Source organism: Desulfobacterales bacterium (assembly GCA_034003325.1).
In the GTDB taxonomy this organism is placed as follows: domain Bacteria; phylum Desulfobacterota; class Desulfobacteria; order Desulfobacterales; family JAFDDL01; genus JAVEYW01.
Genome location: JAVEYW010000010.1, coordinates 112472 through 135888, shown reverse-complemented (window position 1 = coordinate 135888; position 23417 = coordinate 112472). Strand labels below are relative to the sequence as shown.

Annotated in this window: 19 protein-coding genes; 14 read left to right on the top strand and 5 right to left on the bottom strand. The window is 52.4% G+C overall.

Translation table 11 applies throughout. From position 1 onward, the window contains the following. The first annotated feature begins 286 nt into the window (after positions 1-286). From hutH to RBT11_12255, 6 genes are all read left to right on the top strand, one after another. A complete protein-coding gene (hutH, locus tag RBT11_12280; protein MDX9787552.1) occupies positions 287-1816 on the top strand; it encodes a histidine ammonia-lyase in 1530 nt (509 codons plus the stop codon). A gap of 77 nt (positions 1817-1893) precedes the next feature. Then, positions 1894-3051, top strand: a complete 1158-nt coding sequence (locus RBT11_12275) for an efflux RND transporter periplasmic adaptor subunit (GenBank protein ID MDX9787551.1) — start codon at positions 1894-1896, stop codon at positions 3049-3051. Beyond that, positions 3048-3746, top strand: a complete 699-nt coding sequence (locus RBT11_12270) for an ABC transporter ATP-binding protein (protein MDX9787550.1) — start codon at positions 3048-3050, stop codon at positions 3744-3746. Before RBT11_12275 ends, RBT11_12270 begins: the two co-directional genes overlap by 4 nt. Further along, complete coding sequence (locus RBT11_12265) at positions 3743-4948, top strand: ABC transporter permease (GenBank protein MDX9787549.1); 1206 nt, start codon at positions 3743-3745, stop codon at positions 4946-4948. Before RBT11_12270 ends, RBT11_12265 begins: the two co-directional genes overlap by 4 nt. 13 nt (positions 4949-4961) lie before the next feature. Next, a complete protein-coding gene (locus RBT11_12260; GenBank protein MDX9787548.1) occupies positions 4962-6161 on the top strand; it encodes an ABC transporter permease in 1200 nt (399 codons plus the stop codon). Positions 6162-6578: 417 nt separating this feature from the next. After that, positions 6579-7694, top strand: a complete 1116-nt coding sequence (locus tag RBT11_12255; protein ID MDX9787547.1) for an OmpA family protein — start codon at positions 6579-6581, stop codon at positions 7692-7694. Between the two features lie 328 nt (positions 7695-8022). Here the strand turns inward: RBT11_12255 and RBT11_12250 are convergent, their stop codons facing one another. Both RBT11_12250 and RBT11_12245 read right to left on the bottom strand, forming a co-directional pair. After that, positions 8023-11826 (bottom strand): response regulator, encoded by a 3804-nt coding sequence (locus RBT11_12250; protein ID MDX9787546.1) that lies wholly within the window; start codon positions 11824-11826, stop codon positions 8023-8025. 102 nt (positions 11827-11928) lie between these two features. Continuing rightward, positions 11929-13071: a SpoIIE family protein phosphatase gene (locus RBT11_12245; GenBank protein ID MDX9787545.1), complete on the bottom strand. Its 1143-nt coding sequence runs from the start codon at positions 13069-13071 to the stop codon at positions 11929-11931. A gap of 555 nt (positions 13072-13626) precedes the next feature. Here RBT11_12245 and RBT11_12240 point away from each other — a divergent pair. From RBT11_12240 to RBT11_12220, 5 genes are all read left to right on the top strand, one after another. Continuing rightward, entirely contained in the window at positions 13627-13845 is a 219-nt protein-coding gene (locus tag RBT11_12240; protein ID MDX9787544.1) for a hypothetical protein, read from the top strand. 396 nt (positions 13846-14241) lie between these two features. Continuing rightward, positions 14242-15372, top strand: coding sequence for an LbtU family siderophore porin (locus tag RBT11_12235; GenBank protein ID MDX9787543.1), 1131 nt, complete (start codon positions 14242-14244; stop codon positions 15370-15372). A gap of 63 nt (positions 15373-15435) precedes the next feature. Further along, positions 15436-16245, top strand: coding sequence for a DUF4198 domain-containing protein (locus RBT11_12230; GenBank protein MDX9787542.1), 810 nt, complete (start codon positions 15436-15438; stop codon positions 16243-16245). Positions 16246-16347: 102 nt separating this feature from the next. After that, positions 16348-16680 carry a carboxypeptidase regulatory-like domain-containing protein gene (locus tag RBT11_12225; GenBank protein ID MDX9787541.1) on the top strand — a complete coding sequence of 111 codons (333 nt, stop codon included), beginning with the start codon at positions 16348-16350 and terminating at the stop codon, positions 16678-16680. Continuing rightward, complete coding sequence (locus tag RBT11_12220; GenBank protein ID MDX9787540.1) at positions 16677-16985, top strand: hypothetical protein; 309 nt, start codon at positions 16677-16679, stop codon at positions 16983-16985. The genes RBT11_12225 and RBT11_12220 overlap by 4 nt, the downstream gene beginning before the upstream one ends. Before the next feature lie 59 nt (positions 16986-17044). On the opposite strand, the gene RBT11_12215 is transcribed toward RBT11_12220, so the two are convergent. Further along, positions 17045-18508, bottom strand: coding sequence for a DegQ family serine endoprotease (locus RBT11_12215; protein MDX9787539.1), 1464 nt, complete (start codon positions 18506-18508; stop codon positions 17045-17047). A 56-nt stretch (positions 18509-18564) separates the two neighbouring features. Next, entirely contained in the window at positions 18565-19110 is a 546-nt protein-coding gene (locus RBT11_12210; protein MDX9787538.1) for a periplasmic heavy metal sensor, read from the bottom strand. 455 nt (positions 19111-19565) lie between these two features. Between RBT11_12210 and RBT11_12205 the strand changes: the two genes are divergently transcribed. The 3 genes from RBT11_12205 (at position 19566) to RBT11_12195 (ending at position 22631) form a co-directional block, all read left to right on the top strand. Next, positions 19566-20039 carry an Lrp/AsnC family transcriptional regulator gene (locus tag RBT11_12205; GenBank protein ID MDX9787537.1) on the top strand — a complete coding sequence of 158 codons (474 nt, stop codon included), beginning with the start codon at positions 19566-19568 and terminating at the stop codon, positions 20037-20039. A gap of 88 nt (positions 20040-20127) precedes the next feature. Beyond that, positions 20128-21357 (top strand): LL-diaminopimelate aminotransferase, encoded by a 1230-nt coding sequence (locus RBT11_12200; protein MDX9787536.1) that lies wholly within the window; start codon positions 20128-20130, stop codon positions 21355-21357. Between the two features lie 5 nt (positions 21358-21362). Then, a complete protein-coding gene (locus RBT11_12195) occupies positions 21363-22631 on the top strand; it encodes a diaminopimelate decarboxylase (protein MDX9787535.1) in 1269 nt (422 codons plus the stop codon). 165 nt (positions 22632-22796) lie between these two features. Here the strand turns inward: RBT11_12195 and RBT11_12190 are convergent, their stop codons facing one another. Further along, a complete protein-coding gene (locus tag RBT11_12190) occupies positions 22797-23393 on the bottom strand; it encodes a hypothetical protein (GenBank protein ID MDX9787534.1) in 597 nt (198 codons plus the stop codon). Positions 23394-23417: the final 24 nt, after the last annotated feature.

The window sequence follows — 23417 nt, the reverse complement described above, 5'->3', positions numbered from 1 at the left end:
ATCAACCCCAACGGGGTTGTGTCAATGGAAGGACGCTGATAAGCCACAGTCGTTGCCCGCCGTTCATAATGCAATGGGACGAGCGGTTTATCCGGGACTGACATAACCCCCCTTGGGGTTGGTGGAATGGGAATGAGATGTTGCCCATTTCCCCAGGGTAGCGGTTTCACCGCAACCCTGGGCTAGTGGACAAAGCCCCTTTGGGGCATTGATTAAGCACATGATCATGTGCAGGATAAACGGTAAATAGGAAATTTCTGATTCCCTAAGAGGTATTCGTGAAAAGATGAAAGCGCTTTGCCTGAATGACGAAAAGTTGACTTTGGAGAACCTGACGGCGGTCGCGCGACAAGGACTTCCCGTAAGACTGGGAAAGAAGGCCGAACAGCGCATTATCCGGTCAAGGGCGTTGATCGACCGGTGGGTTCTGGAAGAAAAAAGGGTCTACGGGATTACGACGGGGTTCGGGGCGCTCAGTGATGTCGCCATCTCTTCCGCGGACGCGCGGGAACTTCAGAAGAATATCCTTCTCAGCCATGCCGCCGGTGTGGGAGATCCGTTGCCCGAAGAAGTCGTCCGGGCCGCCATGCTGCTGCGGATAAAGGATTTCAGTCTGGGGTATACCGGTGTTCGCCCGGAAACGGTGGCGCATCTTTTAACCTTGTTAAATAGCGGCGTGTGTCCGGTGGTGCCGTCCCAGGGATCGGTCGGTGCCAGCGGGGATCTGGCGCCCCTGGCGCATATGGCCCTGGTATTGATCGGTGAAGGGGAGGCCGTTTTTGAGGGCAGGCGCATGAGCGGCAAAAAAGCCTTGAAACAATGCGGACTAACCCCTTTGGTGCTGGCGCCGGGTGAAGGGCTGGCGCTGGTCAACGGCACGCAAGTCATGACGGCAACCGGCGCCCTGGCGGTGCGGGATGCCGCTTTGCTGGCCAAGATGGCCGATATAACAGCCGCCATGAGCCTGGAAGTGCTCATGGGCAGCCGAACCGAATTTGATCCGCGAATCCATCGGTTGCGCCCGCATAACGGGCAGATCGAATCCGCGGACAATATGCTGCGCATCACAAAAAACAGCGAGATCATCTCTTCGCACAAGGACTGTACCCGTGTGCAGGATGCCTATACCCTGCGCTGCTCGCCCCAGGTCCATGGCGCGAGCCGGGACGTATTGGCCTATGCGAAGCGGACCCTTGAAACGGAAATAAACAGCGCCACGGGCAATCCCCTAATTTTTTCGGACACCGGCGAGTTTCTGGTGGGAGGGAATTTTCACGGTCAACCGGTTGCCATGGCAATGGATGCGCTGGGCATGGCGGTTGCGGAGTGGGCGAATATTTCGGAGCGCCGGATCGAGCGACTGGTCAATCCGCAGCTCAGCGGATTGCCCGCGTTTCTGATATCGGACGGCGGTCTTCATTCCGGCATGATGATCGCCCAATACACGGCAGCGGCCCTGGTGTCCGAAAACAAGGTGCTGGCGCATCCGGCCTGTGTGGATTCCATTCCGACCTCGGCCAACAAGGAAGATCATGTGTCCATGGGCGCTTTTTCGGCCGGAAAATGTCGCCGGATGGTACAAAATGCCCAAACCGTCATCGCCATCGAGCTGTTGTGCGGCGCTCAGGCCATGGATTTATTTACGAATCTGAAGCCGGGCGAGGGCACGCTGGCTGCTTACAAGGCGGTTCGGGCCGAGGTCACGCATTTGACCAAAGACCGTATTCTTGCCAAAGATATTGACAACATCGGTGCGTTGATGCGCAGCGGACGGTTGGTGGCGGCCGTTGAGAACGCGGTCGGGGTGTTGTATTGAGAAATTAACCCACCGATACAAAACGAGTTCGTTTGTTTGCGGAACGGCGGGACAGAAAAGCACCTTAAGGAGATGCGATGATGCGCAGGGTGGTTCGTTGGACAGTGGTGATCTTGATCGTTGCGGGACTCGGTTATCTCGGTTGGCGCCAGACCCGGCCCAAGCCCATCGACGTAATTGTCAAACCGGTCGTTCGGGGGACGGTGGAAAAAACCGTGGCCAATACCCGCGCAGGCACCGTGAAAGCGTGCAGAAGGGCGCGCCTGACCCCCAGCATCGGCGGTCAGATTTCGAAATTGCCTGTAAAAGAGGGCGATAAGGTAACCGCCGGGCAATTGCTGCTCGAAGTCTGGAATGAGGACTTATCCGCGCAACTGGAATTGGCGCAGCGAGAGGCAACCGCAGCCGAAGCAACGGCGAAAGCCACATGCCTCAATGCTGAAGTCGCGCAACGGAATGCCGATCGCGCCCAAAAACTGCTGCCCTCAAGGACCGTGTCCGAAGAAAACGCCGATCGCGCCGTTACTCAGGCCAAAGCCCTTCGCGCGCAGTGTGAATCGGCACGGGCTTCTGTAGCCATGAGCAATGCCCGTATCGATGTTGCCAAGGCGACCCTGAACAGAACCCGCCTTTATGCGCCGTTTGACGGTGTGGTGGCGGAAATCACAGGGGAGTTGAACGAATACGTCACGCCCTCGCCGGTCGGCGTGCCCACGCTGCCCACGGTGGATCTGATCGAAAATAACTGCTTTTATGTGACGGCGCCCATTGACGAAGTGGATGCCGCGGGCGTTCAAGTCGGCATGCCCACCCGCATCACGCTGGATGCCTTTAAGGACAAACGCTTTGAGGGCCACGTGCGCCGTATTGCCCCTTATGTGCTGGATCTGGAAAAACAGGCCAGGACCGTGGACGTGGAGGCATCCTTTTTAACCCCTGAGGATATCTCGCACCTTCTGGCGGGTTACAGCGCGGATGTCGAAATTATTCTGGCGGTTAAAAAAGACACCTTACGGATTCCCACCGAAGCGATTCTGGACGGTAAAAAGGTGTTCGTTTTTGTCCCGGCTGAGAAAATCATTCGGGAAGTCGCCGTAAAAACCGGTTTATCCAATTGGGCCTTTACGGAGATTCTCTCAGGTCTTCGGGAGGGTCAATCCGTTGTCGTCAATGTGGATCGGCAGGGCATTAAAGACGGCGTAGCCGCAGCGCTTTCACAGGAGGCGACCCCGTGATTCGGCTCTCAACGGTTCAAAGAGAATTTCAGGTCGGCGATGAGACCGTGCATGCCTTGCGGGAGGTGAACTTAAGCGTTGAGGCCGGTGAGTATGTCGCGATCATGGGGCCCTCCGGGTCCGGCAAATCCACGTTGCTGAACATGATCGGCCTACTCGATCGGCCGGACAGCGGCACCTATCTGTTGGACGATCTGAATACGACATCGCTCACGGATAAGAACCTGGCCGACCTTCGCTGCCATAAAATCGGCTTTGTCTTTCAGTTTTTTCACCTCGTGCCGCGAATGACGGCGGGTGAAAATATCGAACTGCCCATGGTGCTTGCCGGCATGGATGCAAAGGAGCGGAAAAAGCGCGTTGGCGAGGCACTGGAAGCCTTCGGGCTGACCCACCGTGCCCAGCACCGGCCGGATCAGCTCTCGGGCGGCCAGCGCCAGCGGGTGGCCATTGCCAGGGCGACCATCATGCGGCCCCGCCTGCTGCTGGCCGATGAGCCCACGGGAAACCTGGATCGGGCGTCCGGCCAGGATGTCATCGATATTCTTGAATCGCTTAACCGGGAGGGAATCACCCTGCTCATGGTGACCCATGATCCGGCATTGGGCCATCGGGCGAAACGGCAAATTCTGATGGATGACGGTCGAATCACAACCGATAGCCTGACCGGTGCGGCAGGTCACCCTCCCCCATGAAACCAAACGATATCTTCCGATTTGTCTTTCGCGCCGCGGCCGGGTACCCGACCCGAACCCTGCTGATGCTCCTTGCCATGGCCATCGGCGTGGGCTCCGTGGTGCTTCTTTCCACCTTGGGTGAAGGGGCGCGCCGGTATGTGATCAATGAATTTTCCTCCCTGGGAACGCATCTGATCATTATCTTGCCGGGTCGCTCAGAAACGGTCGGCGGCCCGCCGCCGCTGCTGGGAATTACGCCCAGGGATCTGACCCTGGTGGACGCAATGGCCTTGCAGCGCTCTTCGCTTATTCGATATGTGGCGCCGGTTGTGATGGGGGCCGCCCCCGTCGCCTGGAGCGGACGGGACCGGGAGGTCACGATTCTGGGCTCGACCCCGGCTTTATCGGACATTCGCCAAATTTCCATGGCGCAAGGGCGTTTTTTGCCGACCGGAGACCCGACACGGGGCGAGTCCGTTTGCGTGCTGGGGTATAAAATCAAGCAGGAATTGTTCGGAAACAACACCCCGCTGGGCGAGCGCATTCGTATCGGAGACCGGCGGTTTCAGGTGACTGGCGTGATGGCCAAAAAAGGGGAAGCCGTAGGGCTTGATATGGGGGATATAGTGGTGATCCCAGTGGCATCGGCGCAAGCCCTTTTCAATACGGAGGGATTATTTCGCATCACGGTTCAGGCCAAGAATCGGGACGCCATCGAGCCTGCCAAGGAAGCGATCAAAAAAATCATTCGGGAACGCCACGACGGCGAAGACGATATCACGGTGATCACTCAGGATGCCGTCTTGTCGACCTTTGATAGAATTTTTACCGCCCTGACCCTGACGGTTGCCGGCATCGCCGCCATCAGCCTCGGGGTGGCCGGCATTTTGATCATGAATGTCATGCTTATTGCGGTTTCCCAACGGACGGCGGAAGTCGGGCTGCTAAAGGCGCTCGGCGCTCCGAACGGCCGTGTCATGGTCATTTTTCTGGCGGAATCGGCGATTCTTTCGGTAATCGGTGCGTTTTTCGGGCTCTTGCTGGCCGGCGCCGGAAAGTGGGCGCTCGTGAAAATTTTTCCGGCCTTCCCGCTCTCCGTGCCGCTCTGGGCGCTGGGCGCGGCCGTGGGTGTTGCCATCGTCACCGGTCTTATTTTCGGTGTCTTGCCGGCTCGGCGTGCGGCGGCCCTGGATCCGGTGTTATCGCTTTCAAGAAGGTGATTCGGCTGACAAAATGCGTTTTCAGGATGTCATCAAAATTTCCTTAAGTTCGCTGACGGATCAGCGAATGCGAAGTTTTCTCACGATTCTCGGGATTTCGGTCGGGATTGCCTCGGTCGTGCTGCTGACATCGATCGGAGAAGGGGTGCATCGGTTCGTGCTCTCCGAGTTTACGCAGTTCGGCACCAATCTGATCGGCATTAACCCGGGCAAAGCGACCACCACGGGCATGTCCGGCGCCTTGATCAACAACATTCGGCCGTTAAGCATTGCCGATGAGGTGGCGATCAAACGCATCCCCGGTGTTATCGATACGGTATCGGTGGTTCAGGGCAATGCGGCCGTGGAGTTTGAAAAGCGGCGCAGGCGCACCTTTGTTTTCGGCGTGGGGTCGTCCGCCACGCTTGTATGGCAATTTAATATCGCAAAGGGGCGTTTCCTGCCGGCGGATGATCAATGGGCGGCCAGGGCCTTTGTCGTGCTGGGAAGTAAAGTTCAGGATGAGCTCTTTCGGGGCGCGGGTGCGCTGGGCCGGTTCGTAAGAATCGGCGGAGAGCGCTACCGGGTGATCGGCGTGATGGAATCCAAGGGCCAGATGCTCGGTTTTGACCTGGATGACGCCGTCTACATTCCCACGGCCAGGGCCATGAGCCTTTTTAATGTGGAAAGCCTGATGGAAATCGACATTCTGTATCAGGCGGGCATCGCTTCCGAAACCATCGCCAAAAGAGTTAAAAAACTGCTCAAGGACCGGCACGGTTCGGAAGACTTTACCGTAACCACGCAAGAGCAGATGCTTGAGGTGCTGGGGTCCATTTTGGGTGTCCTCACATTGGCGGTTGGCGCGTTGGGAGCCATATCACTTCTGGTGGGCGGTGTGGGGATTTTAACCATCATGACCATCGCAGTGCATGAACGAACCAGCGAAATCGGCCTGCTTCGGGCCATCGGCGCGGGAAAAAACCAAATTCTTTATCTATTTATCGGCGAGGCGGTGGTGCTGGCAGGCATCGGCGGCCTGGCGGGCCTGATCATGGGGGCCGGCGGCGCCTGGCTTTTAGAACTGTTCGTCCCCGCGCTTCCCACGCACACCCCCTGGATCTATGCGCTTTATGCCGAAGGGCTTTCAGCCGCTATCGGGCTTATGGCAGGTGTGTTGCCCGCAAGACGTGCAGCCGGGCTGGACCCGGTGGAAGCGCTTCGGGCGGAGTGAGATACCCTTCGATGCAACGCCGTAAGAAGCTTGCCCGGCGGGCAACCTGCCCGATTTCCGGTATGAAACAGTCATGAAAGGTATTGTAGTTAGTGACCTTACAACAATTTAACACGCTGATTATACATATATAAGTAAGTAGACAGAGATTAAGAACGACATTGGTTCGTCTATGATGAGAAAGAATTATTTATAAATGTTCACATCAGTTATTTTCGGTCTAACATGCTGATATATCGACCAGTTGCTTGATAAAAAGATCGATTCATCCCTTGACAATCGCTTCCGATAGCACTATCAAGTAAAAGTATTTGCCCAATTAACCCTTAATCCGATTCTTCACCAGCTCAACTTAAAGCAACATTTCAATGTAAGGACCTTTGCCGTTCAAAAGTAATCTTATTCAAGGAGGAAAAAATGAGAAGTGTAAGATCAGTTATGGCCATTTTTTTGGTCGTTTTGTTCCAATTGGCAGCAACTAACGCGGATGCGCAAGTCAAAGCGGGCTCTGTCAGCCTTTCTCCGGTTGTCGGAGGCTATATGTTTGAGGGAAATCAAGATATTGAAGATGATTTCACCTACGGGATCAACCTGGGGTATCACTTTACCGAAAACTGGGCCGCAGAGGCCGCCTTCAATTTTGCAGCCACGAAATTTGATGACGATTTGAACGAAGATCTGAACGTTTATCTCTATCGTCTGGACGCGCTGTATCACTTTAGGCCCACAGAAAAACTGGTCCCTTTTGTTGCATTCGGTGTCGGCGGTTTTACATTTGACCCCGATGGCAGCAGCAGTGACAAGGACTTTGCAGCCGACTACGGGGCGGGCATCAAATATTTTTTGAATGAAGCCGTCGCTCTGAGATTGGATGTGCGTCATGTTCTGGATTTCGACGGGGGCGATAGATACAACAATCTCCTTTACACCGCGGGTGTGAGTTTTCAATTCGGCGGCAAGACGCCAATGGCCGCTGTTGAGCCCCCGCCACCAGCGCCTGCGCCTGCGCCTCCTGTTGTAGAGGCTGATAGTGACGGAGACGGTGTTGTTGACAGCAAGGACAAATGCCCGGACACCCCAAGGGGGGTAAAAGTGGATAGTTTTGGCTGCCCATTGGACAGCGATGGCGACGGTGTTCCCGATTATCTGGACAAATGCCCCAATACGCCAAAGGGTGTGAAGGTCAATGAGGCCGGATGCTGGGTGTGTAAAGGCCTTAATTTCGATTTTAATAAATCGGATATCAAGCCCATGTATTATCCGTGTCTGGATGAAACGGTGGATTATCTGAACAGCCAGCCGGCCATGAATGTAGAAGTTCAAGGACATACGGACAATATCGGATCCCAGAAATACAATCAGAAGCTTTCTGAAGAAAGAGCCATGTCGGTAATGAATTACCTGGTCTCCAAAGGCATTGCAAAAGAACGGCTTTCCATTAAGGGCTTTGGTTTTTCCAATCCGGTTGATACCAATAATACGGAAGAAGGCAGAGCCAAAAACAGAAGGGTTCAATTTAATCCGACCAACTAAGCTTATAACCGGCCAAAAGGGAAGGGAACAGATTGCGGGGTTCATCAGGGTTTCCTGCGCATCTTTTTAAACAGGCGATGTGAAACGATGAGGTTATTTTGGGGAGGTTATTTTGGGTAAAGTTGCAGACAATAACATGACCCCGCAACAGAGATCATGACGGGAAAGTTTTATTCCCCGGCGACGGAATGAAAGTGGAAAGCGATTCAATAACAAACTGACCGCAGCCCTGCGGTGTTTGCGGCAGGGGCAAAACGGAATAGATGGAACCGGGCCTTCTTTTTAGAGGGTCCGGTTTTTTATATGTCGGGCATCGAATAGGAAAAAGCTATTCGCCCTGAATTTTTTCCAGATCATGGGCCAGCCTCAGAATGCCTTCAAAATCGAAATCGTCTGCCAATTGAGTGATGCTGCCCAGATAGGGAGCAAAGTTCTTTGAGCGTGCGGCCATCTCTTGGGCAATTACTGTCAGCCCTGACACATCCCCCATTTCGGCGGCTTCACGCAAGCGCCCGGCGGCCTCTTTGGCCAGATCCGGCGGCAGTTTTCCTGTCGATTCAAGCGATGGCATGGGGGTTGGCTTTACTGTAAATGATCCCAGACTGTTGGCGGATCGCAACGCCTGGTTCATCAGCGTTTCGAAGGTGACAAGGGCTTGGGTGACGGCATCCGGGGAAGGTGGATCCTTTTTGTCCGCCTGTTTGACCAGTTTTTCCAGGTTCGTGGCTGCGGCGTGAAGTTGAAGCGCCGCCAGGTTGCCTGCCAATCCTTTAATGTCGTGTATCATTCGATGGGCATTATCGTAATCCCGGTTATTCAGTGCATTCCGGATGTCACCGGCCTTTTGCGTATACTTGGCCGCAAAACTCATCAAGAGCTTAAGGTAAAGGGCTTTATTCCCCTGCAGGCGTTGCAACCCGTTTGAAAGATCAAATCCATCCAGAGAAGCTGGAAACGGCTGCCCCTCAGTGGATGTCGGGGCGAAATCGTCATGGATGTTGGCGGCTGGCTTCTGCGGAATTGCTTTCGGTGCTTGTTTGCTCCTACCGGGGCGGGGAGCGGCTGTAATCCATTTATTCAGGATTGTGTAGAGTTGCGATGGATTGATGGGTTTGGTAACATGATCGTTCATTCCGGCTTCGATACTCTTTTCATGGTCGCCCGCCATCGCATGCGCGGTCATGGCGATGATGGGCAGATCCTTGAACCGTGTATCTCGGCGGATGATTCGGGTGGCTGTGTAGCCGTCCATTACCGGCATCTGAACATCCATCAGCAGGGCATCGAAGTGATTCTCCCGCACCATATCCACGGCCTCTTGGCCGTTGTTGGCCAGGGACACGATAACCCCCGCAGCGGCAAGGATTTCCATCTCGACCTGCTGGTTGATCTCGCTGTCTTCAACAATCAGGACCCGGGCGCCTTCAAGCGCCTTTAGTGTTTCTGACGTCTGTTCTTTTTCATCAACCGGTTGCAGTGCCTTCGAGGTATCCTTGGCTAAGGTGTTCATGATGGTATCGAACATCACCGATGGGCTTATCGGTTTGATCAGGAAACTATCGAGTCCGGCCGCCTTGGCTTTCCACATGATTTCTTCTCGTCCATAGGCACTTACCAGAACAATGAGCGGAACCTTGGTCAACCTTGGATTGTACTTGATCCGTTTCGAGGTCTCTATACCGTCGATACCCGACATCTTCCAATCCATCACCACCAGGTCGTAGGGTTGTGCCCCGATGGACTTTTCTATTTCCTGCAAGGCTTCTTCGCCGGAAGCCGCCAGGGTAACTTCGAAGGAGAAAGATTCCAGCATCGATTGAAAAATTTCTTGGGATGTCGGGTTGTCATCCACAACCAGCGCTTTGATGCCTCTCAGGCTGGGCGGTAGAACGTGGTGGCCTTTGCTTGCGTCATGGTCGGTGCTGAAAACGGCGGTAAAAAAGAATGTGCTGCCGACCCCAAGCGTGCTCTCCACCCAGATTTTGCCGCCCATCATCGCCACGAGTCGTTGACAGATGCTAAGACCCAACCCGGTGCCGCCATACTTGCGGGTGATAGAGGTGTCTGCCTGGCTGAAAGGCGTGAATAATTGCGCCATATGTTCCTTTGTCATACCGATGCCCGTATCGGAAACGGCGAATTTGATTACCGCGGTTTTCCCGGTCAGACTGACCAATTCGATAGAAATCACGATTTCGCCACGCTCGGTAAATTTAATGGCGTTGTTGGCCAGGTTGACTAAAATTTGATTTAACCGTAGGGGATCTCCCACCAGATAGCGGGGTACATTGGCTTCGGAGCGGAATAAAACCTCGATCCCTTCTTTTTCCTGAGCCTTGATCGTAATCTGAGTGGCCAGGTTGTCCAGGACTTCATCCAGATTGAAGCTGATAGACTCCATGCTCAGTTTTCCGGCCTCGATCTTGGAGAAATCCAAAATGTCGTTGATGACGCCCATAAGAGCGTTGGAAGAAATTTGAATCTTGTTGAGGTAGTCTCTTTGTTTCGGTGTTAAGTCCGTCTTGAGTGCCAGATGTATCATCCCCAGGACAGCGTTCATGGGGGTGCGGATCTCGTGGCTCATGTTCGCCAGAAAATCACTTTTTGCCCGGGTAGCATTCTCTGCCTTGTTCCGGGCGATGATGAGTTCCTTTTCCATATTTTTGAGATGGGTGATATCCGCAATCATGGCAAAAGAGCCTGTTTTTATTCCATTTTTATTATAAAGCGGGGTTGCGTGAAACAGGCATGACACCTTTGAACCATCCGGCCGGCTGAGGGCGAGCTCATAGATGCTGGTTTCACCGAGAGCCCTGCGTTTAAACTGCTCCTTCAAGATCGCGGTATTTTCCTGGTCCAGAAATTCAAAGGGCGTCCGGCCCAGAATATCTTCACGTGATCTGCCTAAAAATTTGCACAAAGCGTTATTGAGGTCCACGGTACGCCCGTCATTATTAACCCACCAAAACCCTTCATTCGTCGTCGCCAGAATGGTTTTAAGATGATATTCACTCTCCTGTAAGGCATCCTCGGCTCTTTTTCGGTTGGTGATGTCTCGGAACACCACGATGGCGCCGATAATTGTATTGCCTTTACGCTGAGGCACGCTGGTGTAGGAAATATCAAAAAACGAACCGTCCTTGCGCCAAAACACCTCGTCCCTGCGAAAGCTGGTTATTCCCTGCGTATAGGCAAAATAAATCGGGCATTCCTTCTGCAGGTGCGGTGAGCCGTCAGCATTCGAATGGTGGAATAAGTCGTGCATGGAGTGGCCGAATATTTCGTCGAAGGAATACCCGAGCATTTTTAGCGCGGCTTCATTGGCATAGGTGCAGTGGCCTTTCACATCTGTTCCGATAATCCCTTCTGCCACCGATTGCAGGATAAGTCGGCTGTATTGCTCGGAATGCTCGAGTGCCTCAGTTCTATCCGCCACCAGTTTTTCCAGATGCGCCTTATAACGCATCAATTCCGTTTTGGCCTGTTTCGAGTTTTCCTGACTGAGTTTGCAGGTAGTTTCAGCTGTTGTGGCTTTGATCCGCTCAAGGCTTAGAGATGCTACGAGGCGGGTGAAACCTGTCAGAAACCCGAGAATAGCGGGCAGTTTTTCTTGAGGGACGATCGGCACTTCATCGAGCGCCTTCAAGTAATCCGCCGTATCGAAGCCGAATTCCAGAGCCTGCTTTTTAAAATAGGTGTTGTCAGGTTTGGCCAGGAGAAACTGTCCCACAAAAACATTGGCCACATGCTCCCCTTTGATGATGATCGGCGAAGCGGCGTCGGTTAAGCCGTTCTTGCAGTGGTAAATCGAAAATTGCTTGCCTTCTTTCAGCGTTGCAGAGAGCTTGGTATCACTTTCGATACAGCGCGCGCGCGTTCGCTTGTCAACCCGGTGGAAAGCGGTACAAATGCGCTGCCAGTGAGCGCAAACAAGGATATTCCCCTCAAGATCTATTATTGCTGCGGCAATCCCGACCGCGTTGCAAAAGTCATTCAGGATCGGGTTCAGTTGTTCAATATCGAGCAGCTCTGTTAAGGAAACATCGTTGATTTTGACAGGAACCGAGCCATCTTTGGCCTCCTGCTTCCTTGCAGCCGTCTTGCTTGTTTTCGTTTTCTTGGTTGGTTTCAAGGCCGCATCCTATTCCTTTCCGCCGAACTGATCCCGGCATTTTCATGCAAAGGGTTTCCCGTGAATCACGCTTCTTGAAGGATACTTCAAGAGTATTGGTGCTCATTCGGCGACGATCATCAACATCGCTTGGTCGTCGTCTGCCGGGCGACCCCCCGCGAATTGTGACAGGTCATCGACAATCCCTTTGAGGACGGCTGCCGGGTCCTCGGAGACGGCAGCCCCGAATTGGTGTAACAGGCGGTTTGTTCCGTAGAGCTCCTGTGTCTCGCTGACGCGATCGGTGATACCATCCGTATAAAATAGCAGACGGTCGCCGGGTTGAAGCGCGACCTCGGTAACCGGAACATTATCGGAATAAGATTTAAATCCCAGCAGAAATACGCCGTCACAGGGTATTTCAGTCGTTTTTTTCTCGGAAGGTCTGTAGAGAATAGGAAGTGGATGACCGGCGCGAGCGATTTTCAGTTTTCTGCAACGCGGGTCGTAAACAGCGTAGATTGCTGAGACAAAGCTTTCCATGTTCACTTTACAAAGGTTTTCGTTGATGCAGGAGAGCAACTGATCCGGGTTGGTATGGCAGGTCGGGCATGAACGAAACAGGGCACAGGTTATGGCCATCATGACTGTCGCCGGCGCGCTATGGCCTTCCACATCAGCCATCAGAATGGCCAGCAGGCCGTTCGGCAGTTTCAGAACGTCGTAGTAATCACCGCCTGTATAGCGGCAGGGTTCATAGTGCACTGCAAGTTTTAACCCATCGACTTGCGGCAGGTGCTCAGGCAAAAGGTTTCGTTGGAGTTGCGATACGATCTGCAATTCATGCTCCAGTTCATCTTTTTGCCGTTGCACTTCGCGGCTCAGGCGTTGGATAGTCAGATGGGTGTTCACACGGGCGATTATTTCCTCAGGCTGGAAGGGCTTGGCCACATAGTCCACTGCACCAAGTTGCAGCCCATGCACCTTATCGCCTGTTTCATCAAGCGCGGAAAGGAAAATCACAGGTATTTTCTGCGTGTCCGGATTCTCTTTCAACTGTCGGCACACCTCAAATCCGTTGATTCCCGGCATCATGATATCCAGCAAAATGAGATCCGGGCGCGCTTTTTGCGCAATCGCCAAGGCCGCCTTGCCGTTTTTGGCAACCAAAAGCTTGCATCCGAGCCTCTCCAGTGTATGAATAAGCACCTGAAGGTTGGCCGGCTGATCGTCAACCAAGAGGATGGATTCCTTGATTTTATCCATTTTTCCCCGTCTTACTTTCCTGTTACGTAAGTCTCAGTTGTTGGCCCACTTGCGGTCACCGGTCAACCCATCATGGTCTAAACGGCATGGTACAACAACCCCCAATTCAAATATTTTCGCTCCGATACACAGTGTGATAAAAACGGGCCGACAAATCCGGCAAGCACTGTTTTTTATATTTTATATTCAAGTTGTTAGGTGCGTTTATGCTTTGATCGGCATAGTCTAACACAGATGAGGAGCCGTTCTCAAGGATCGTTTGGCCTGTTACGGATCCTGAAAGTTCCATACGAAGCGCCTTCGACGGTTATGCGCCGGCATCTGACAACTTCAAATAAGCGGTTTCAGTGGTTTTTTGAAGCAAAAAGGTGATATAATTTTTTTGGTTTTGGATTATATCGTTACCTCGAACCCCCTCGTCTCTTTGTTGTTGATAATGATGAGGGGCGTGACGCTATACGGGAACCAAAGCGGAAAAAGGTTTTGATCAATGATGAACGGCAAGGGTTCTCTTCGGGGTTGATACCCCCTGTTTCCCCCGATTAGGACTATCGCATGCGGGACGATACTATGACCATGAAACAATTCCATCGCAAAAGATACATACGGTTCAAATGGTGGCAGTACGGTCGGTGGTTTACCGTTATTATTTTCGCCATCTTTTGTTTGGGCTTTGCTGCGGGATTTTTCATCAGCCAACGGTGGGCTGAGGAGGATAAGGCGGCCCTGATTCGTGAAAATGCAGCACTGCGCCAAGCAGTGTTGTTTTTTTAAGCAATCAACCGCGGTTCTGAGTGGTGACCGGGTTTTTGGCCCCCTTATCAGATCGTTTGCCTGTCCGGGGTTCTTGACATTGCCTTATAAATCGGGAAAGCAGGAAAGCCGCCGGACAAAAACTATTTGACTTCATAGCACAGCTTGTTGTAGTGAGATCTCTTAATTTCGGCTGAAGCCGATCGTACGAGAGCAAAGTCCACGGATACCCTATTCCCTGTTGATGGTTGACAGGGAGTGGATCATAAATAGCAAAAAAAGGCCACGAAGGTTCATACACCCGAAAGGGGATGACCCTTTGTGGCTTTTTTTGTTTGTTAGGGGGAACGCACCATAAAGAAACGTCCGTTGATCCAGCAGGCAATGGTTTCGTTTAATAAAGGAGGGTTGGTTCGAATGAAGGAGATTCTATGGTTGTCATGTTTGCTTCTGGTCTGTACGCATGCAATGCCCGTAATGGCGCAGAACACGATACCGGAAGACTCAGCGGAACAAATCACCCAAGCCGGCGGCGTTAAAAGCCTTGAAGACCGTGTTTCAAATTTAGAAAAAGCGATCAGCCCCGCGGTTACGGGGGATAACTGGTTCGACCGCGTTCAAATCAGTGGTCTTGTTGAAGTGGAAGCGGGGTATGAAAAAATTGATTTTACGGATTCGGCCGCTGAGGATGAGGGCACCGGCGACGTAGACCTGGCTACGGTGGAACTCGCGGTGGACGCCAAAATCTCAGATCATATCGAGGGGCATGTGTTGTTCAAATATGAGGAGGAAGATGTCTTCGTGGATGAAGGTTTCATTACCCTGAATGGCACAGAGGCGTTTCCCGCCTATCTGATCGCCGGCCGGCAATACATTCCTTTCGGTAACTTCGAAACGCATTTTGTGACCGATCCGAACCCATTGATTCTGGGTGAGACCAACGAGGGGGCCGTGGTGGCCGGGTACCGCATCGGCGGTGAAATGATCGATATCTGCGTGGGTGCATTCAACGGTGAAATTGATGAAAGCGGCGATGACGACAGGATCGATAGCTTTGTCGCCGCCATTTCCGCCCGGCCTATCGAATCTCTAACGGTTGGCGCCTCCTACATTTCGAATCTGGCCTCGTCGGATAATTTATCCGAATCGGTTGCGGTCGATGCTGTCAATGACCTTGTCGGCGGCTGGAGCGCATTTGTTGTATTTGAGTTGCTGGCGCGTTTTAAGATCATCGGGGAGTACGTTGCCGCTCTCGATGATTTCGATGCCGGAGAATTATATGACGCGGCTGATACGACGGCGCGAAAGCCCTCTGCCTGGCATGTGGAATTGGGTTTTTCGATTGTCGAAAACATTGAAGTGGCGGCCCGTTATGGCGGATCGAAAGACGGCGGCGCGGAATTTTTGCCGGAAACCCAGTATGGTGCGGTCGCGAATTGGGGGTTCTTTAAAAACACCCATCTTGCCCTTGAATATTTGCGAGGAGAATTCGAAGAGGATGCTCAGGAGACGGATTCTTTTATCGCGCAGCTTGCAATTGAGTTTTAGCAACGAACGATCATTTCCAAATAAATTGAACCACAACCCCGATTAATGATAGAGGAGGCAGGTATGAAGCACTCAAAAAATCCCATTTTATTCGTCGTGATCATAACGGTTATATGGTTGGCTGCCAATCAGGCGTCGGCTCATTTTGGCACGATCACACCCGCTGATGACATCGTGACCCAGGAGGACACCAAAACCTTGACCCTTCAGGTCAAGTTCATTCATCCCCTGGAGGGCCATTACATGGAGATGGTCAGGCCCGAACAGTTCGGCGTGGTTCATGACGGCAAAAAGGCCGATTTGCTGGGCACGCTTCAGACTGCCAAAGGGAACGGCCCAGACCAGAAAGAAAAATTTACCTTTTGGACGACTGATTTCCAGATTCGCAGGCCCGGAGACTATACCTTCTATGTGAAACCCACGCCTTATTGGGAACCTGCCGAGGACGTCTTTATCATTCATTATACCAAGGTCTGTGTGAATGCGCTGGGGCTGGAGGAAGGATGGGATATGCCGGTGGGGTTGGAAACGGAGATCATTCCGTTTACCCGGCCATACGGGTTATGGACCGGGAATCTGTTCACCGGACAGGTACTGCTTAAGGGCAAGCCGGTTCCCTTTGCCGAGGTCGAGATCGAGTATCTGAACGCATCCCCTGAAAATGTCAGCGCTGTTGTTCCGCCGGCGGATCCTTATGTGACGCAAGTGGTCAAGGCCGATGTCAATGGCGTTTTCAGCTATGCCATGCCAAGGGCCGGCTGGTGGGGGTTTGCGGCCCTATCCGAAGCCGATTGGAAGCTGAAGCACGATGGACAGGAAAAGGGCGTTGAGATCGGTGCCGTCTATTGGGTGCATACCCGGGATATGAAATAGCGACGGCCGGTTTTTAAATCCCTTTATTTGGCGCCCTGCACTTGATGTGTGGGGTGCTCATGTTCTGAGCCGCCAATGGATTTAAGGTTTAAGGAGGGTGTGATGAAGCGTTTAACTTATCTTCTTGTTTCGGCGGTTATGCTGCTGGTGGCCGATGGCATCGCGCTGGCGCACAAGGTGAACCTTTTTGCCTACGCTGAAGGTGGGAAGGTTTACACCGAGAGCTACTTTCCGGATGGAAAACCGGTGGAAAGCGGCAAAGTGCTGGTTTATGACAGCCGGGACAATCTGCTCCTGGAAGGTGCGACCGATAAAGAGGGGCTGTTCGGGTTTGCCATTCCGAAAGTCGATGATTTGAATATAGTGATTGAAGCGGGTATGGGACACAAAAACAGCTTTAAACTGAAAAAAGCCGAAGTGGAGGCCGGGAAATGACAACGATTCAAAGAGGTATTATCATCGGCGGGTTGTGCCTCTTTCTAGTGGTTCCCCCGAGTTTCCTTTTGGCGCAAAGTCCGCCGGATGAGGACTCGCAAGCGGTCATGACGCTAATAAAGGCGCAAAACAGCAAGTTGTCCGGCGAATTGCGGCGTATTCAGCGGGAAATCGCGGCGTTGCGATCAGACCTTAATAAACCGGGAATCAAAGACGTTTTTGCGGGCCTCGGTTATATTTTCGGCCTGTTCGGAGTGGCTGCTTTTGTTGCCGCGCGCCGAAAGGGGCAGGGACCGGAAGGTTAACATCAGACCGGTTCAGCCGCGGTTGCGACTGAACCGGTTAAACCGATGGCACTTTTTAGCTACCGGCGGATTTTAATGACAATAAAGCCGGCATTTTGCCTGCGGACAAACATGCTGATTTCCTTGCTCGACTCGGCAGCGGTCAGGGCATCTTCGTAGTCTTTCTGGGTTTTTATTTCACGGTGGTTGATTTCCTTGATCACATCACCTACCTGCAAACCGGCTTGCATCGCCTTGCTGTCCGGCGAAATCTGCGTAATAATAACGCCTTCATTTTCGGGCAATTGATAGCGACTCACCATTTCCGGTGTGATTTCCGTTACGCGGAGGCCTAAATCATCATCCGTTTTATCCATGGATGACTGGGCACTGGCCTTTTGATCTTCTCTTTTGGCGATATGCACCTTAATCATTTTTTCCTTCCCGCCCCTGATCACCTTGACCGCAGCGGTTTCACCTACGGGAATTTCCGCGATGGTTCGGGTCAGATCGCGGACGGATTCAATGGGTTTTCCGTTAACTTCGCTGATAACGTCCTTGGCCTTGATACCCGCTTTATCGGCCGGATCTCCTTTGATGACTTCGAGCACCAGCGCCCCCTTTTTATCCTTGACGTTGTAATATTCCCGAAGCTCTTCCGTAAGATCCTGTATTTGAACCCCAAGCCAGCCCCGAACCACTTCGCCATGTTGTTTTAACTGGTCAATAATACCTTTCGCCATGTTGACCGGGATGGCAAAACCGATACCTTGCCCACTGGCGATAATGGCGGTGTTGATACCGACCACCTCTCCGTTCATGTTCAGTAATGGCCCACCGCTGTTCCCCGGGTTGATGGATGCATCCGTCTGAAGAAAATCGTCATACGGTCCGGAGCCGATGACCCGGCCCTTGGCGCTGATGATGCCCGCTGTAACCGTTTGTTCCAGCCCGAAGGGGCTGCCGATGGCGACGACCCACTCTCCGACGTTCAGGTGGTCGGAATTCCCCAGCGGAAGGTTGGGGAGAGAATCACCGGATTTTATTTTGATGAGCGCCAGATCCGTATTGGAATCCCTTCCCTCGATAGTGGCATCATATTCTTTTCCATCCTTCAATATGACACGGATTTCGTCGGCATCCTCTACCACATGATTGTTGGTGACGATATACCCGTCGGAGCTGACGATGAATCCGGAGCCGAGACTTCTTTGCTTGTATTCCTGCTGTTGCTGCGGGCCGAAGAAGCGCTCAAAAAATTCTTTGCGAGGGTCGTTATCTCCCCATGGCCCCGGGGAAAAGTGGCGAAACACCCGGCCGCCGCCTTTCATGGTTTTGACGGTTCGAATGTTAACCACGGCGGGGGACGCCTTTTCCGCCAGGTCCTTAAAGCTTAGCGGTGTGTTCGCCCCGTCGTTCCAGGCGGCCCGGGCCGGTCCATAAAATGTAAGAATAAAAAACGCCATCAGAGTAACGGTCAGAATCGGCAGCATCGTTGCTCGGTGTAAAATTACTTGCCGGCTCACAGCTTTTGTTCTTGTCATGAGACACCCCTTTCACCTTGGTAGAAAGTCTTAACTCTATTTCACCGGGCGGTAACTTATCTGCCCATCCTTTGACCGCCCATCATAGGACAGTCGCCGCTCATTTGTTTCGGCCCCTTATCCATATGGCGCTTCATCCTCCCGTCCATGCAACCCATTGCGGCAGTCGGGGATATTTTCTTGATTTCAAGAAAATGCACAATGCGTTTTTGATCCAGTTGCGCTTCAAGGGTGGATAATTCCTTTTGCAGCGCAAGAGCGTTGTCTCCGTTCGGTGCGGCCTTGGCCAATTCACTCTTTACGGCAAGATGTTTTGATTTTATGTCCATGCGCAAACTTTCCGTGTCCTTAAAAAAACGTTCACACACGGCTTGAATTTTTTCCATTTCTTCCTTACTGAGATTTTGTCCGCATGGCATGCCGGATGCTTTATCGGCAGGCCCGCCCTTACCGTGAGGAGAGCCGCCATGGTGATACCCCATGGCGCCGGCCTTTGGCGCGTCCGTTACGGACTCCTCCGCTGCAAATGCCCAGGTACTGAACGCCACCGTCAATACGAGTGACGCAACCATTACGATTTTTCTTCCGGTTAAGTGCAACATGTGATTTCTCCTTAGTTGTATGTATATTAACGAATGCTGATAGTGCGGATTCTCATGATGTTTCAGTTTTATGGGTGAAGGGATGCCTCTTCATTTTACCTGTTTTCTCCCAATCCGCAACTGCTGATATATTTCTTGAGACAGCAATTGCCGTGCCATGGACTGTCTTGGTGTGGCCTTCGTAATATCAACAGCCTGAAATCATGTTGTAAAGAAACATAAGCACCGAGGCCGATTGGTCAAGGGGGCTCGAATGACGGAAAAAAGGCCGGAAAGTGAATGGTTAGAAAGTATCCGATTTTTTCGCTTATTGAGAAGCGACCGGGTAATATATATGCAGGCAGCTTTTGGGGCGAATCTGTCAGTATTTCTGATAATATCCTTATTAGCAGAATTAAATTCTTGACATAAGATAAATAGTTGTCGATAAGACTAAAAAATAAGGGTAATAAAGAATGATTGACGAAATCAGCTTTCAGATTCTAAAGATACTTCAGGAAAAGGCCCGCATTCCGAACGTGGAGGTGGCCCGGCTGGTCGGTATGGCGCCATCGGCGGTTCTCGAGCGTATTCGAAAGCTTGAGAAACAAGGATTCATTGACGGGTATGAGGTTCGGCTCAATCCTGATCTTCTGGGCAGAAGCCTTGTGGCATTTGTCTTCGTTCGGGTCGCGCCCGGGCCGGCTGCGATTTCTTATAGTGAGCGATTTTCGGAAATTCCGGAAGTTCAGGAGGTTCATTATATTGCGGGCCGTGATGGCTTTTTGCTAAAGGTTCGGGTTGCGGATCACCGGACGCTGGCCGCTCTGATTCAAAACCGTATCGGTGCCATGGCGGGAGTTGAGAAGACGCAAACGCATATGGTCCTTGAAACCTTCAAAGAGACCAGCCGCATTCCATTGGACGCGTTGCAGCCCGCGCAGACGTGAAGATAATCGGCGGATGGACAGGCGTGCGGTTGAAACTTGCGCCCGTGGTTTTCCGTCTTTTTTAAATGTAGCATAAGGGAATGAGACGATGATCAAAATCAATGAAAATTATCTGAAGTTGCAGGCATCCTACCTTTTTTCTCAGATTGCCAAACGGGTTTCGGCGTTTCAGGCCGCAAACCCCGAAAAATCGATTATTAAACTCGGCATCGGGGATGTGACCCGGGCCTTGCCGCCCGCCTGTATCGAGGCGTTTCACCGGGCCGTGGATGAAATGGCGGATGACACGCGGTTTCGCGGGTACGGCCCGGAGCAGGGGTACGATTTTCTGCGAGAGAAGATCGCGAAAAACGATTTTCAGGCCTATGGCGCGCACATTGAAGCGGATGAGGTGTTCGTGAGCGACGGCGCCAAATGCGACACCGGCAACTTTCAGGAACTCTTTGCGGCGGATATCAGAATCGCGTTGCCGGATCCGGTTTACCCGGTCTATCTGGATACCAATGTCATGGCCGGCAGAACCGGCCAATTTGAAGACGGCCGCTTTCAGAATCTCATTTACCTGGAAAGCACGGCGGAAAACGGGTTTGTGCCGAAGCTGCCCGATACCCCCGTGGATCTGATCTACCTATGTTTTCCCAACAACCCCACGGGCGCCACGATCAGCCGGGCGGCATTAACGGAATGGGTGGATTATGCGCGGCAACACGAGGCGCTCATCCTTTTTGATGCGGCGTATGAGGCGTTCATCAAAGATGATACCCTGCCGCGCTCCATTTATGAAATTGAAGGGGCGGGGGAGGTGGCCGTGGAGTTTCGAAGCTTCTCCAAAACCGCCGGCTTTACGGGCACCCGGTGCGCCTACACCGTGGTTCCCAAAGCATGCATGGCCTATGATGCAACCGGCGGAAAACACGCGCTTCATGCCATGTGGAACCGCAGGCACAGCACCAAGTTCAACGGTGTCTCCTACCCGGTGCAGCGCGCGGCCGAAGCGGTTTACAGCGAGGAGGGAAAGACGCAAGTAAAGGCGTTGATTCAGTATTATATGAAAAATGCGGCCCTGATTCGCGAAGAGATCGGCGCGCTGGGCTATGATTGCGCCGGTGGCGAAAATTCCCCCTATATCTGGATTGACGGCAAAAGGGATTCCTGGGAATTTTTTGATCTTCTGTTAAACACGGCGGGTGTCGTTTGCACGCCCGGCGTCGGCTTCGGCAAATGTGGACAGGGGTATATCCGCATCAGCGCGTTTAACAGCTTTGAAAATGTTCAGCAGGCCATGGCCCGGATCAAAAGCGCGCTGAAAGGAGAATAATTTTCATGCCCATGTCCAACTCGTTTCAGGACCGTTTGTTCCCCTTGCTGCCGCGGATTGTCTCGCATTTTAAGACACCGTTTCATATCTATGATGAAGCCGGTATTCTGGAGACCGGTGAAAGGCTTCGAAAAGCGTTTTCAGGTGTTGCCGGTTTCCGGGAGTATTATGCCGTCAAAGCGCTGCCGAATCCGAAAATTCTTGACTTGATGAAGCAAATCGGATTCGGGTTTGATTGCAGTTCGATTGCTGAATTGCTGCTCAGTCGAAATACCGGCGCGGTCGGCGAAGATATCATGTTTACTTCCAATAATACCGCCCTGAATGAGTTCGAGGCGGCGGCGGCCGACGGCGGCAGTATCTTGAACTTAGATGATATCAGCCTGGTGCCCAAAGTGCCGAACATGCCGAAGCTGATTTGTTTTCGGTACAATCCCGGGGACCGCCGGACCGGCAATTCCATTATCGGAAATCCCACGGAGGCCAAATACGGGGTCAGCCATGCGCAATTGGTGGATGCCTATCGAGCGGCCCGGGAAAGAGGGGGCGAACGGTTCGGTCTTCACACCATGCTGGCCTCAAACGAACTGAACCACACCTATATGGTTCAGACCGCGCAAATGCTGCTCGAAGAAGTGGAACGCATATCCGCTGCCCTTGGTATTCGGTTCGAGTTCATCAATATCGGTGGCGGACTCGGCATTCCCTATCGGCCGGAGCAAACGCCATTGAATTTAACGGCCATGGGAGCGGAAATCACGGCTTGTTTTCAGGATTTTAAACGTCGCAACGGGTATGCGCCCGCGCTCTATATGGAAAGCGGGCGGTACATGACCGGCCCTCATGGCGCGCTGGTGGTAACAGCCATTAACCGGAAGGAAATTTATCGCACCTATATCGGCGTGGATGCCTGCATGTCCGCCCTGATGAGACCCGCCCTTTATGATGCGTATCACCACATCAGCGTGCTTGGCAAAGAACAGATGCCCAAAACACTCACGGCCGATGTGGTGGGCTCTCTTTGCGAGAATAATGACAAATTCGCCGTGCAAAGAGAGCTTCCCGCGATTGATGACGGAGACATTCTGATCCTTCATGACACCGGCGCCCATGGGCACGCGATGGGATTTAATTACAACGGCCGGCTGCGGCCCAAGGAGTTATTGCTCAGAAAAGACGGATCTGTTGAGCTCATCCGCCGGGCCGAAACGGTTGCGGATCATTTCGCAACGCTTAATTTCGAGCCGAATGTGTTTAATCCGGTTGAAAGTTAACCAACGATCCGCCGAATGGCGCTATCGCTGTTATGCACAAATAATTTGCCATTAGGTATAAACCCCCGGCCGTGCCGGGGGACTCACCAGCGTTTGACATTTACGGGAGCAAATTCAAGACTCCGGCTTTGCCGGAGGTGATTTGACTTTCGGCCCGGGTGTGTTTTATTGCCGTTTTCTTTTCACGATAACATGACAGGTTTGTTGTCCGCAACAAATCGCGCCGTCCATTATCATATTGGAAAGCGGAATCTCCGCAGCCAGCCCGGCTCTTTTGCAAAGTCCATAAAGCCAAGCCGTATGTACATCTCTCCAGTTTTGGCAGACATAATCGTTTTCGATGACATCAAATAACCCCTTATACGATTCATACGGACACGCCAAAATATGAAACTCCAATGCGTCCGCATCATCCTGAATGATGTCGAGCGGCACCAGATAAGCCCGATAAATGCCCTTGATCACTTTCTTTACTTGTACCCACGTATCTTTTTCAGGCGGTAATTTGAGCAACATCTGTACCAGGGGATAGGAATATTCCCCGATAATTTCCCAAAATTTCAATGCGAGCTCATCCATTTTCTGTTTTCCGAACTCTTCCTTCAACACCCGCTGCCAGATGGCATCCATCAAAATACCGGCGGCCATGCCGAAAATGGCTTGCTCCGTCATATTGATATCCGGGAATTGCTCATGCTGACTCATTCGCACGATGTGGTCTTTTTCAGCGGTGTAGTTCTCAAGTGTTAATCTTTCCTTCATTTCTTACTCCTTTCAATGTTAATG